Source organism: Bradyrhizobium lablabi (genome assembly GCF_018131005.1).
Taxonomy (GTDB): domain Bacteria; phylum Pseudomonadota; class Alphaproteobacteria; order Rhizobiales; family Xanthobacteraceae; genus Bradyrhizobium; species Bradyrhizobium lablabi_D.
The window spans coordinates 422,722-436,128 of the sequence record NZ_JAFCJK010000006.1 but is presented as its reverse complement, the minus strand read 5'-3'; the positions used below and the strand labels follow the sequence as shown (position 1 = coordinate 436,128).

9 protein-coding genes are annotated in these 13,407 nt (G+C 59.4%); 6 read left to right on the top strand and 3 right to left on the bottom strand.

The genetic code is table 11. From position 1 onward, the window contains the following. Positions 1-50 precede the first annotated feature (50 nt). Together JQ553_RS20720 and JQ553_RS20715 are read left to right on the top strand one after the other, a co-directional pair. A complete protein-coding gene (locus tag JQ553_RS20720) occupies positions 51-1,826 on the top strand; it encodes a hypothetical protein (RefSeq protein WP_212501847.1) in 1,776 nt (591 codons plus the stop codon). Continuing rightward, on the top strand, positions 1,823-3,259 hold the full coding sequence (locus JQ553_RS20715; protein ID WP_212501846.1) for a hypothetical protein: 1,437 nt from the start codon (positions 1,823-1,825) through the stop codon (positions 3,257-3,259). The genes JQ553_RS20720 and JQ553_RS20715 overlap by 4 nt, the downstream gene beginning before the upstream one ends. Positions 3,260-3,480: 221 nt before the next feature. Here JQ553_RS20715 and JQ553_RS20710 read toward each other — a convergent pair whose 3' ends face one another. Beyond that, entirely contained in the window at positions 3,481-4,671 is a 1,191-nt protein-coding gene (locus JQ553_RS20710) for an MFS transporter (RefSeq protein WP_212501845.1), read from the bottom strand. A gap of 77 nt (positions 4,672-4,748) precedes the next feature. Then, positions 4,749-5,387 carry an HD domain-containing protein gene (locus JQ553_RS20705; RefSeq protein ID WP_212501844.1) on the bottom strand — a complete coding sequence of 213 codons (639 nt, stop codon included), beginning with the start codon at positions 5,385-5,387 and terminating at the stop codon, positions 4,749-4,751. 96 nt (positions 5,388-5,483) lie between these two features. Here JQ553_RS20705 and JQ553_RS20700 point away from each other — a divergent pair, with 96 nt between their 5' ends. The 3 genes from JQ553_RS20700 to JQ553_RS20690 all read left to right on the top strand — a co-directional run bounded on the left by JQ553_RS20700 (position 5,484) and on the right by JQ553_RS20690 (position 9,243). Continuing rightward, positions 5,484-6,887 (top strand): PLP-dependent aminotransferase family protein, encoded by a 1,404-nt coding sequence (locus JQ553_RS20700; RefSeq protein WP_249144487.1) that lies wholly within the window; start codon positions 5,484-5,486, stop codon positions 6,885-6,887. 592 nt (positions 6,888-7,479) lie between these two features. Further along, positions 7,480-8,043: a helix-turn-helix transcriptional regulator gene (locus tag JQ553_RS34545; RefSeq protein ID WP_249144450.1), complete on the top strand. Its 564-nt coding sequence runs from the start codon at positions 7,480-7,482 to the stop codon at positions 8,041-8,043. A gap of 441 nt (positions 8,044-8,484) precedes the next feature. Beyond that, on the top strand, positions 8,485-9,243 hold the full coding sequence (locus JQ553_RS20690; protein ID WP_283817271.1) for an alpha/beta hydrolase: 759 nt from the start codon (positions 8,485-8,487) through the stop codon (positions 9,241-9,243). Here JQ553_RS20690 and JQ553_RS20685 read toward each other — a convergent pair. Further along, the gene (locus JQ553_RS20685) at positions 9,206-12,124 is read right to left on the bottom strand and encodes a winged helix-turn-helix domain-containing protein (RefSeq protein ID WP_212501841.1); all 2,919 of its coding nucleotides are present in this window, start codon (positions 12,122-12,124) and stop codon (positions 9,206-9,208) included. The genes JQ553_RS20690 and JQ553_RS20685 overlap by 38 nt on opposite strands. Positions 12,125-12,518: 394 nt before the next feature. Here JQ553_RS20685 and JQ553_RS20680 point away from each other — a divergent pair, with 394 nt between their 5' ends. Then, positions 12,519-13,406: a LysR family transcriptional regulator gene (locus tag JQ553_RS20680; protein WP_212501840.1), complete on the top strand. Its 888-nt coding sequence runs from the start codon at positions 12,519-12,521 to the stop codon at positions 13,404-13,406. Position 13,407: the final 1 nt, after the last annotated feature.

The following is a 13,407-nucleotide window of genomic DNA, read 5'->3' as shown; positions in this document are numbered from 1 at the left end:
GGGCACGCAAAACGATAAAATCGACGGTCTCCGAATCATCCGAAAGCCTCATGACCTCGGAGCTCACGGATGAGGAGAAGTGGTCCCTATCCGCAAAAAAAGCCTTCACGAACCAGAACAATAGCTCCTTCAACCCAAGCGCGACCATCAATCAGGTATCGATACCCGTCAAAGGACCGATACCGGTTGGCGCAAGCGGAGCGCTCGGTATCGCCGGCCAGATCGACAATCACGTGACGCGTTCGCTGGAAAACGGACGTGACTTCGTTCACGACGCGACCATCAAGGCGACGCAGAGCTTGAAGATTGCTCGAAATAGCACGGTGGAGGAGACGATAGAGACTGGAACAGAAACCACCACGAAGGAAACAATCTCCAATCCAAACCATTGTAACACGCTCAACTACCTCTATTTCGAGGTGCTCGAGGAACTCGAGATTTTCACCAGGCTCTCTCGTGTCGATCTTTACTTGCTCATCCCCCTCCCGGTCGAAAAGAATGTGACAACCGCCTGGCTGCTCGAATACGAATGCATATTGCGACCTCTCATCGCTTGCGAAAAATTGCAGGCCGGTTTTGACGCTGCCAAGAAGGTTGCAGTCATGCAGAAGATGGCAGTATTGCGCAAGGCGAGAGAAAAGGCGTCCGAGCGTCAGGGCGCAGGCGGCGACAGCGCCGCAAGTTCGTCCGAGGTCGCCGACGCAATCGCGAACGTCTTGAAGAGCTATTCGCTGCTCTCTGGATCCGACCAGGATAGCGGACCTGGAAGCTGGCTCTATTGGCAGCTCGTCGACCGGCTCGCGCCTGAACTGCGCGATGCGCTCGGCATCTTGCATGATCGTATGAAAGCCGCATCGACGCAGCAAAAGAGCGACTTGTCATTTCTCAGTGACGTGCTCACGCAATTCTTTACGAAGATCGGCGACATCGATGGCGCATTCCTCAAGGTTGACGCCGCAATTGCGATTGCCGCCGGGACAGTTGCGGCGACCGTTCCGTTCGGCGTCGTTGTCGAGCCGATTGTCATCGGATTACTCGCAATTCTCGAACTCGCGGGCATCGATGCCTTGCCGGACGACGAAAATCTTCGTTCCAGGGTCATCACCCTCAATCAGAAATACGAGGCGCTGATCGCGCCATCCGAGGCAGCCACGCCGCCATCGCCTGCGTCGGGACAATCTGGCGCCGCCGCAGCCCCGACGACGGCGGACCTTCTTCAGCAGCTTCTTCTTTCCGAGAATGCGCTACAGGAGCGCGCAGAGGCCCAGGTCGAGCTGCAAAGGCTCAAGAGCCACGTCATCGACCATCTCCTGTTCTACTATCAGGCGATCTGGTCGTCATGGCCGGAGGTTATCGTCTCGGAATTCCTTCAGAAGTTCGGCATTCCGGAGGGGCTCGTCGATCCGCATTTCGCCTGTTTCCGCGGGCACTTCGGAGCTTGTCGGGTCACCAATGTTCAGCTCTTGAAGCAGGGTGGAATCAATATCGCGGCGCTGCGCGAGAAGGTCGCCGAGGCGGCCGCAAAGAAGGACGACCAATTCATAAAAACCATCCTCGTGCCGACGCCCGGCCTCGTGGTTGAGCCTCTGCTCGGGAGCTGTTTGGGAGCCGACGGCTTTGTCATGGCTCATCGCGACCTCGACTTGCGTGCCCGCACAGCAGAGGTCACCAAGCTCGAGAGCGAGGGCGTGCAGGCGCAAACCGAGTCAGATCGCCGCAAGGCTATGCTTGCCGCCGGCGACCTCACCGATCCTTCGCCCTTGGCCCTTCCCCAGATTGGCGTTGATATGACCACGCATTCCGGTCCACCGGCGACACAGCCATGAGTTCACGCCCGGACGCGGTAACCCAACCCGTCGCTCGGTCTGTGACCGGTGCGCGGCCGGCCAACCCTTCATCACCGTTTCCGCTGCGCACGCTCGTACCGCGCGCGGTTCCGGAATATCAGCTGTTGCTTAAGGGCATCAGCCTGAGCGTCGCTCTGCCGGCGGGACAGATTTTGGTGAGCTTCCCGCTAGGCACGGTCGAGAACGCGGCCTTCAACACAGTCACCGCCGGCATTGACGATACGACACTGAGCGTGTCGTTCTCCGGGGCGCTGCTGGTGAAAATCGATCCCGCCGCTGTGCCGGCAAGAGGGCTGCTGCTGAAGATCATCGGCGTCGTCAGCGCGACGTACCAGGTAAATGACCTGGTATACGATTTGAAGCGTGGCGTCGCGAGATGGCCTGTGTTCCTGCGGGATGTGACCAATCCGGATGACAGGGAAGCGGCTTCCGAACTCGCCGACAAGATACAAAGCGCGCTCGAGCAAGCAATCGCCGAGCGCATCAGTGCAACCCAGCTTGGTGACCCTCGCTATTCCCTCTTTCTCGACCCTGACCCCGCTGCGACGCTAGCCAATGTGTTTGCCCAAATCACCGTTGAGCCGGAGCGCGCGGGAAGCACATTTGTGCTCGGGCAGATCGAGGAAGCTCTTACGCAGGAGCTGCTTAATCCGGCAACTCCGCGAATCCAGCTGCGTGATATCGTCCTGCAGGGCGCGGGAGCCAAATTCCAGCTCGGAGCTCAGATCAGCCAAGTCAATAAAAAGGGCACCAAGACTCTCCGCATCATCGGCGGCTCATCGCTGACAGCGACGGCCCAGCTTTCTGCGAGTCTTGCGATATTGTTTGACCAAGTTAGCGCCCTGGCGCCGCGCGTGAAGACGGGAGAAACAACCCTGTTGAATGCCGCGACATCTGTCGCCCCAATCCTGCACCTTAAGCAGCTTACACTCGAAGGCACGTTCGACGTGATCCTGAAGGACGAGGGGCACCTGGCATCCTTTGGCAGGATCAGCGTTACGCCCGATGGCACTGTGGACGTCTCCCAGATTACGCTAACGCCGAAACTGCAAGAGATGGTCGCGCAGGCTGCGGGCATTGACATCATCGCCGCGGACCAGTCCCTGTCGGCGATTCTTGCGGCCGGCCTGGCGTTCCTTGCGTTGGCAAATCGCGTACCGGATCCGAAGTTGCTTCAGGAGGCGGCACGCCAGCAGCCCGAGATTCTCGCACCGGTGCTGGCGGCCGGCGTTCGCGGGCATCGATCCCAACTGGTCGAGCCGGTATTGCAGAAAACGGTCGAGAACGACATCGAGGCCGCACTGACCGAGGAGGTGCGCGATCTCCTGAAGACCTATGTCGAGGAACCGCTGGGCATCACCCTCGATCAGCTGCTGCAGGGACGCCCCCCGAAACTTCGGGCGAACCGCTGACTGACAGCCAAGGATGCGATTTGAGCAACGAATTCGCAAATCTGTCTGCGTGTTTTGCCGGCCGGCGCTGGATGATCAACAACGCGGAAGCGTCGATCATCTTTCAACTCCCTCGTCCGGCGGAGGAACGTTTGCTCCCGTGCGTCGACAGCGACATGCGTCCAATGCGCGACTATGCGTCTCATGAGATCGATCCGCCGATCGCGTAAAGCGTGTCCACATCAATCGCCCTCGCGGCGCGTCAACCTCGATCTGAAGCGGCGGGCGCAGACGTGAACGGTCAGCAGCGCGGCCATGCTGAATCCCGCGGCCACCCAGCCAAGCTCTCTTACTCCGTTATCGGCGACGACCAACGCGCCAACTGCCGCGCCCATGGCGCTGCCGAGATAGATAGCCGATGAATTCAGGGATAGGCTTACCGAGGCCAAAGCTGGAGCTAGCGCGACCAGCCGCGCCTGCTGCGCCGTCATCAATCCCCAGCTGGCCAGGCCCCAAAGCAGGATAGCCGGCAGCAGGGCCAGCAGCGCTTGCGCCGGCCCGAGCGAAGCGCCGAGCGAGAGAACAAGGTACGCCAAAAGGGTGAGCCCACAACCAACGATCACGGTGTGGCGCGCGCCCCAGTGGTCCGCGGCGGCGCCTCCAAGCCGGGTGCCAACGGCACTGGCAATCCCGAATCCGAGTAGCACCATAGCCAGCCCTTCTGGCCCGATCTCGGCGACCTTGGCCAAGAAGACACCCAAATACGTGTACAGCGTGAAGGTGCCGGCAACGGTCAGCGCGCTAGTGGAGAGGACCGCCAGCACGTCAGGGCGCCTCGCCAACGCCAGGCGCTCACCCAAACCTGCGGTGATGCCGGGCGGTTGCCTCGGCATTCCGGAAAGGATCCCGACAAGCGAGAGCGCCGCCAATCCTCCCACGACGAGAAAGGTGGCGCGCCAGCCGAGCCTCTGACCAACCAGTACCCCGAGCGGCACGCCGGCGGTGATTGCGAACGACAGCCCGTTGGTCACCATGGATAAGGCGCGGCCACGCCGTTCCGGCCCGCCCGACGCGGCTGCATATCCGCTGGCCGCCGGCATAAAACTCGCGGCCGACAAGGCCAACAGCAGCCGGGCCGCCAACAGCCCGGCGTAGCCCGGCGCGAGCGCTGCGAGCAGATTGGCAAGGCTGATGCCGGCGATCGCGAAGGCCAGCAGGCGGCGGCGCTCCAGTCCGGCCGTCACCACCGCCATGACGGGAGCTCCGACGGCGTAAGCGAGGGAAAAGGCGGTGACCAGATGACCGGCGGCGGGCAGGCTGACGTTCAGGTCTTGCGCGAGGCCGGGCAACAGCCCGGCGATCATGAAGCCCTCGGTACCAATCGAAAAGGCGCCGAGGGTTAACCAGCGGAGCGAGCTGAGCGAGCTAGACATGATGCCAATATCAAGAAGCGGTGGCGACGAATTACGGGTCCCGTACCGTCGCACTCGGACGAAATGCCCATGACGGCTCAGCTACGCCAGGGAGTGCCGCGGATGAGAGTGCACGCGTTTGGCTTGCGAAATGTGGGATCGTGATTTTCGATGTAATCGAAGTTGACTGTCCCAAACGTCGTCTGAGGCTTCTTCAGGGCCGAGCAAGTCTGCATCTGAAGAAACTCGTTCTTAAAATCACCGCGCGGAAATGCGGCGACCACTTCGTCGCGTTGCTCTGGCGTGTACTCGTCATATCCAATGCCGACGACGTCCACTAAAACGCCTGCGTTCGTGAGAGCGATTTCTGGCCGCATGTATCGAGGAATTCCAGGCGTGGTGTGTAGGGCAATCGCCTCCCACACGAGATCAGCTTGTGGCTGTGCAATGCCGTGACCCCTGAGAAATTCGCGAGCGGCGTCGGCACCATCTACTTCAAATCGCTTTGACTCCGTGTGGTAGTGATCGACAAGGCCCAGATCGTGAAACAGCGCAGCGACATAAAGCAGTTCAGAGTCGAATTTCAGGTTCTGCCGGATTCCCTGCATCGCACCGAACACAAACACCCGAACCGAGTGGTTGAACAACATCTCAGTTTCGTGTTGCCGCACGAGTTCGGCGGCTTCGCGTGCGATCTTGCTATCGGGGATCTTGATGCCAGAAATGATATCGGCCATCGTCAACTCCTGTGTCTGTGTCTCTGGCGAATAGATCGGACCGCCGCGACCATAAAACAGTACCAAGATTGTCGATTTTGGCTGTACCATCGCGTGATGGCTGCACTCCCCATCGATCTCGATCGTGCTAGAAGGACCCCGCTGGCTGCCCAGATTTATTGCGCGATCCGAGAGGGCATCGAGACCGGACGGCTCGCCTCGGGCGCGCGGCTGCCATCTTGGCAAGATCTGGCCGCTCAGCTCGGCGTCTCTCGCGGCACCGTGCGTCTGGCCTACGCACGTCTCATCGCGGAGCAATTCGCGATTGGTCTCGGGCCGGCAGGAACTCGCGTTGCCGAGCGCCAGCCCCGGTCTTCAATGCCCGACCGGTCACAGGAAGCCCCGCTTCTGCCGGAGCTCTTCTATGATTTCGGAAGCGCGCCGCTGGTCTTTCAGATGGGCGTGCCCTCTCAAGGGGCCTTCCCGTTCAAGCTGTGGTCACGCCTCCTGACGCGTGAGACCAGGCGGGCTGCGGCGGTGCCTGTAACGTATCCCGATCCGCGTGGCGATCCGGAGTTGCGAAAGGAGATCGCGGCTCACTTGGGACTGGCCCGCGGCATTCGGTGCAGTCCCTCTCAGGTCCTCATAACAGGCGGATTTTCCGGCGCTCTCGGTCTGGCGATCCAAGGGCTTCAACTTGGAAGGACGGGAGCTTGGATCGAGGATCCAGGCTTTCCACTGACGCGCACTGCTCTCGACCTGGCTGGCATGCATGTGACAGCTGTCCCGGTCGATGCGGAAGGACTGGATGTCGCCACCGGTGTGCGAAAGGCCGCGGGAGCGGCGCTGGCCGTTGTGACACCGGGCCAGCAGGCGCCGCTCGGGATGACAATGTCGCTGCCGCGGCGTTTTGCACTGCTCGATTGGGCTCGGCGAAACGAGGCCTGGATCATTGAGGACGATTACCTGAGTGAACTGCAGCTAAAAGGACGCGCGGCTCCGGCTCTTGCATCCCTCGATCATGGCGGACGGGTGCTGCACATCGGCAGCTTCAGCAAGACGATCAGCCCGGCGCTGCGCCTCGGTTTCATGGTGGTGCCGCCGGAACTTTATCGTCGGTTCGGTGAGCTCGCCGCTTGCTTGGCGCCGGCGCCGGCTGCGGCCGTGCAGCGCGCGGTGGCGGAATTCCTGCGGGACGGGTGTTATCTTCGTCATCTGCGCCGCATGAAGCGGCTTTACGCCGCCCGACGCGAGACCCTGATTCGTTGCCTGGGAGAGATGGCGTCAGACTCGATAAAGGTGCAGGCGACCGCCGGTCTGGCAGTGGTTCTCTCGCTTCCCGAGCGAGCATCAGACGTCGACATCGCTTTGCGCGCCCTGCAGTTCGGCTTGGCGCCGGCACCCCTGTCACCGTGGTATATGCAATCTCCCCGGCAGCAGGGATTGCTGCTCGGCGTAACCAACCTCATTGAACGGCGGCTGCCGGCGGATTGTCGTCGGCTGTTGGAATTGGCGAGATAGCACCGACCACAGACGTCACCGCGATCGGCATTCCGCTTTACATCTTTTCACGAGAAACTTTGCCGGATTCACCGAGATCTCAAGCGGATTGCGGTACAACGATCCGCGTAGACGGGCCGCGCGCTGCTGTCGGCCACGTGGGTCGAAGTGCCAGCAGCGTCCAGTTGCATCATTGGATTCGGATGGTGTCATGACGGAGCTTTTAGGCACGAATCGAACGGACGACGGTTGTTCCGGTTCGGACGAACTGAACGCCCCGCGGGCTCAGCACCGCGTAAAGGTCGCTTCCAGATCGTGTCGGCTTGGCCAACTCGCAAGCATTGCGCCCGATAGAACTGTTACACGCTACAGCTCGGGCTTCCACGGTCGCTTTGTCGAATCAATATTTCTGCCCGCGGGTGCAAGGATCACGGTTTCCTTTGCCGGCTCGGTGCATCTTCTCATTCTTTACCAGGAAGGATCTCGGAGAGAAGGGCAAGCCACGATCTCGGGGCTCTCCCCTTCGACCATGCGCAGTGTAGCCGGGAGGCTGACTTTCGTTCCGGCTGGTCATCCTTTCAGCGAAGTATGCGAAGCGAATTCTCGAACGAGGATGACGTTCCTGTACCTTCCGAAGGAACAGTTTGCGGAAGGAGCAAACGAGCTGATCGCCAAGCTCCACTTCGAGGACATGCAGGCTTGGGAAACCGCATCCAAGCTGTATCGAGCCCTTGAGAGCGGCCAACAAAAGCCGCTCCACTATCTTGATGCTCTTTCCAACGTGCTGGCACATGAACTGACACGAGCGGATTCTGAAAACAGCCGCGTAGCGATTGTCTGTCGTGGTGGTCTTGCAAGCTGGCAGAGGCGCGTTGTCTCATCATACATCGAGGATCACCTTGCCGACCATTTTTGTCTCGCGACACTCGCGCGGTTGGTCAGATTGAGCCCGCATCATTTTTGCCGAGCATTCAAGCGGTCGTTCGGTGTGCCGCCACACCAATATCAGGTCATGCGACGTGTCGAACAAGCCAAGTTGCTGTTGGCGGATCGAGACGCGTCCGTTACGGACGTCGGGTTAGCCTTGGGCTATTCACAGACGAGTTCGTTCAGCCTTACCTTCCGCAGAATAACGGGATGGAGCCCTAGCGAATACAGGCGAGAGATCCAGCAATGAGCAAGCGTTCCACAGGTCGAAGACCGGTCATCGATCGGCCTCTCCATCCGGTACAATCGTGAGGCTTCTGTATCGTACGAGTTGGTTCGAGATCACCCACGGTCAGTCGACAGCATCGATTCACAAGTCTTAACATGCCAAGCGAACGCCCAAGATTCATTATGGAATGCGTTACGTCGCGGCGATCAGCCAATACGACGAAGCCGCCGTAAGCCGAGACGCTCTCGAAATCACTACATATCGACAGAAAACGCGGTGCTGGACCCTATCATTCAATTTTTTCTCGACGGCGAGGCTCGGGCGGGGCACCTTTCGCCACATGGCCTCGCCGTTCCCCAATGTCGAACGGCTCTACGCCAGCTCCAAGCCCGACAGCCGATCGTAAAGCCGGCGAGGGTCGATACGCTCAGGATAAATGTTGGTCCGTCGCAGGAAGTCGGGATGCACATCGTCAGACCGGCTGACGAGGAAGGGTGCCTCCCAGTCATATTCTATCTCCATGGCGGATGCTGGGTGATGGGCGATGCGAGAACGTACGATCGGCTTTTGCGCGAGTTGGCCACTGGCGTGAGAGCCGCCGTCGTCTTTACGGAATTCGGCCTTGTACCCGAGTTGCCGTACTTCGAGCAGCTGGAACAAGCGTATGCGGCGTTGACCTTCATGGCCGGAAACGCCGGCCAACTCGGCCTGGATGCATCGCGTATTGCTCTGGCCGGTGATTGCACTGGAGCGGGTGCCGCAACCTCACTTGCCCTGCTGGCCAAGCGGCGCCGCGGGCCCGAGCTTGCGTTCCAGCTTCTTCTTTATCCGGTCGTAAGACCTCCGCTTGGTAACGCCGGCTCCGGTGCGAAGGATCGTTGGTGGTTCACCGGCGACGCCCTCAGCAAGCGTGTCAATCAGGCGTTCCCGCCGGGAATGCCGCACCAAGACCCGATTGTATGTCCACTCTACGCAACGCCCCTTCAGCTGAATGATCTGCCCGAAGCCATGGTACTAGTCGCCGAATGCGACGTGGCTTGCGAAGACGGGGAAGAGTATGCCCGAAGGTTGCGGGAGGCGGGAGTTTCGGTGATTTGCGTCCGCTACAATGGCGCAATCCACGATTTCATGCTTCTCAACGTCCTGGCAGAATCCCCTGCAGCACGAAGCGCCCTGTCGCAGGCTATTGAAGCGCTGAGGGGGGCACTTTACCGCCCTTGACGCTGAGCTTTTTTCTCTTTGATTGCGGATGTGCGTCGAGCAGGGCGTTGGCTTCGGCAAGAGCAGGGCATCGACTTTCCGCATCGAACCTCTCGAGTAGAGATGCGATCAAATTGATGGTCGTCGTCTTCACCTCCGGATGACTGGTGGAGCGAGCCAGGCTCACGGCGGTTCGCAGCTCCAGCATTGGCGCATTCTGCGCCCGAGCGACGTCCAATGATTGAAGAAACATTCTCTGCGCGGCATCCAGAGCCGCACATGTTCCCTGCTGGACCAGAAGCTCACCTTTCGCTCGAAAGAGCTCCGGCAGGCTCCAGCGCTCGCCATTGCGCTCGCAAACATCAATCGCGCCGTCGACAGCGGCTTGAGCCTCGGCAAGCTTGTTCAACTTGGCCAGACCTCTTGCGGCAGCGATCGTGAACATCGTCAGATTATGGCCAAAATCGCTGTTGCGGAGATCCTTGATGCTTGAGTTCAGTTGGCTCAACCCCACCTGCACATCTCCATGGTCGATCTGCATTTCGGCGTCGAAGCAAATGGCATACGTGTGCCAAATATCGAACGCGCGGGGAGCGGTGCGTTCGTGCAGAAGCGATACATAACGCCGAGCGAGTTCATACTCCTTTGCAAGAATTGAGATGGGACAGGCAGCCTGCGTCAGGACGTTGCATAGGGACATGGTGTGGTCGAGAGTGAGAGCTTCCTCGACGTTCTGTTCGATATCTCTCAAGGCAGCATCAATGTGTCCCCTTAGCCAAAGGATGCGCTCGCGAATGATTCTGGCTGACACCTTCTGATTGAATTGGTATCTGACCAGTTGTGATGCCGAAAACGACGTGTCATGCCTTGACAGCATGCCGTCGATTGCCTCAAGCGCCTTGTCGTGATCTCCCATAAAGTGAAGCGCAGTACCGACCAGCCTGTCCGAAATCGCCTGATCGGATATGGTCCCTGCACCGAGCGCGAGATTCCGGAACTGCTCGGCTCGAACTAAAGCCTGATTGAACCGGCCGCTGTTGATGCCTTCGGCCCAAAGTGCGCGCAACGAACGAAGTTGGTAGTCGGTGTCTTGCAATTCCGTTGCCAGGGCGAGCGCCCTTGCCCAAGCATCATTGGATTGCTTCACGCTGGAAATCGCATACATCTGCAATCCGCCGAGTGCTGCGTAAAGCGTCATCTTGCGTCTCGGGTCGTCGTCGGAGAAAGCGTCAACCTCCGACAAGGAGATGTTCACCCATTCCAGAAACTCGTCCGCAAGCGAGAGTTGGGCCCACAGCGGTGCAGCCGACATTGTGAGGGTAATTCCGAGCTCCGGATCGCCGTCAGGGGAAAATGCCCACGTCAACGCGGCCCTGACGTTTTCGATCTGAGGCATATATCTCGTAATCCAGCTGTCAGTGGGCTTAGCTTCCCACTCGTCCGCCGCCTTTTGAAATACGTTACGGATATACTCGGCGTGTCGCCTTGAGAGCGCGGCGCTTTCCCCGCCCTGCGCAAGCTTCTCGGAAGCATAACTGCGTGTCGTTTCGAGCAGTTTGTATGAAACGCGGGGCCTGTCCAGGGTCGCAGCAACGAGCGATTTCTCCACCAAGTCCGAAACGAGTTCAGGAATGTTCGTTTCGTCGAGCTCGTCGCCGGTGCAAACCGCCGACGCCGCTGTTGAACAAAAGGCGCCGCTGAAGATGGAGAGCCGATTGAGCAGAAGTTGTTCGGGGGAGGCGAGCCGATTATAGCTCCAGTCGAGCGTCGCCCTTAGCGTCTGGTGCCGCGGCAGCGCGGTGCGTCGTCCGTTGCGCAGCAATCTCAGGCGATCGTCGATTTGCCATGCCAGATCGTGAATTCCGACCGTGTCGAGGCGGCCGGCCGCGAGCTCGATGGCCAACGCGATCCCGTCGAGTTTGCGGCAAATCGCGGCAACGAACGGCGCATCGGCGTCGGACAATGAGTATCCACCCAGCCGCTCCGCCGCGCGTTCGACGAATAGCTGCACGGCGGGCGATCGCATCGCATCACTGGCGGTAAGTGTCCTCAGAGCCGGCGGCACACTCAATGGCGGAATTCTCTGTACCCATTCGCTGTCTATCCGCAAAGCTTCTCGGCTGGTGCACAGGACACTGGTGTTCTGCGTGTACCGCAGGATTGCGCTGACGATTTCGGCGACGGCAGTGATCACATGCTCGCAGCAGTCCAGGACGAGAAGCATCCGCTTGCCCCGAAGTGTTGCCACGAGGTGCGCCACCGGCTCTTCCGGATGTAGAGCAATGCCCGCAGCAGTGGACAGCGTGCTTGGTACGAACGAATTGTCTGATATGGCGGAGAAATCCACAAAGAAGACCCCGTCTGCGTATGTAGACGTCAGCATCCGAGCGGCGGCGAGCGCAACGGTCGTCTTCCCGATGCCTCCCGGACCAGCAATTGTGATCAAGCGCCGTTCGCTCTGCTGTGCAACAAGGACTCGGATAAGCTCGTCGCGTCCGATCACCGCGCCAGTCTGCAGCGGCAGTCCGCTGAACCCAGCTACGCCGGCAGGCTCCTGCGCTACAACATGGGGATTTTCGTCGCGAACCTGCAATGGAGCGATGAAAGAGTAACCGCGGTTAGGGACATTGGATATGAACCTCGCGCCATCAACGCCGTCGCGTAGAGCCCGTCTAATGGCGGCAATGTGGACCCTTAGACTGCTCTCTTCGACCGAGAGTCCCGGCCAGACTTGGGCTAGAAGCACATCCTTTGGGACAACCTCGCCGGCGTTCTCGACAAGCGCGATCAGAATATCGAGAGCTCGGCTTCCGAGTGGAATGGGCTTGCCCTGATGCAGCAGGGCCCTGTGTCGTGGCACCAGTTGAAATTGACCAAATGTCACAGTGCGTGTCATCGACATTGTATTCAATCTCTGGTCTTCGGCTCTTGATCATGAGATCACAGAAGCGCGGTGCTTATCTATCAAGGATACCACTCGCCTGCATCGGGAGTGACCCAGGTCACAAGGTAATGTGAACTGCATGACCTGGACCCTTGTGCGGTCATCGGGAGCGAATGTGCATTGCATCACTCGGCGCCCGGCACGAGTGAACATTCGAGGTTCGAGGTTTTTCGGAAGGGTTGTTGCGAGCCTTTCACCCAGAGATTTTGCACGAAATCTATTCCACGCACAGGGTGCGTGCGGCGTAGTACGCGCAGGTCTCCTCGGCGGCTCCTCAGTCGCGAGCCATAATGCTCGATATTAGCAGGCAGGGGTATCCAGCCCGGGCTTATATGATTTATACGCACTGTGTATGAGCGATCGTCTTCAGCAATTGTCCCTGTTTATCCGAGCGGTTGAAACCGGGAACTTCTCGGAGGCAGCGCGGCAATCTGGCGTTTCGCAGCCCTCGGTCTCACGAAACATCGCCGAGTTGGAAAACCGGCTCGGGGTGAAATTGCTTTTGCGAACGACCAGGAAGGTGGCCCTGACGGACGCTGGTCGTGCTTTCTTCAAACGCACCAAAGACATTTTGGATGGCTTGGACGAAGCTGAAAGCGCCGCACGTGGAGCAGACAACCTTTCTGGGAGTTTGCGGGTTGCACTGCCGGTCACGTTCGGCGTGCGAGAAATTGCTCCTCTGCTGCGTCCATTCCTGGACCAGCATCCTCTGCTTAGGCTCGACCTGCTCATGGCCGATCAGTTTGAGGACCTCGTGGCCAAGGGCGTCGACGTCGCACTTCGCCTGGGAAAACTGCCAAGTTCGACTTATCTGACTCGAAAACTCGGACGGGCCAAACGGCTGTTGGTTGCCTCTCCAGACTACCTTGCGCGCCATGGCAATCCAGCCAAGGTTGGAGATATTGCTCGACATAGCTTTATTCGCGGTCCAACGAACTTTGATGCGGTGGAGTGGTCGTACGGACAGATGGGAGCGGAAGGCGTGGTCAAGATCGACGGCCGCGTCCGCGTTAGCTCCGCGATCGGGATGGTTGCCTGCGCGGTCGAGGGTCTCGGCATTGCGTTGGTCTCGATATGGATGTGTCGGGCTGAGCTGGAGACCGGGCGACTTCTGCCGATCCTGACTGATCACGCACTCGATCCCGTTGAAGCCTTCGCGGTATTTCCTGGCGGCCGCCAGCAATCAAGCAAGGCGAGAGCCTTCGCCAACTATCTATCCGTATCATTGCGGTCGACGTGAG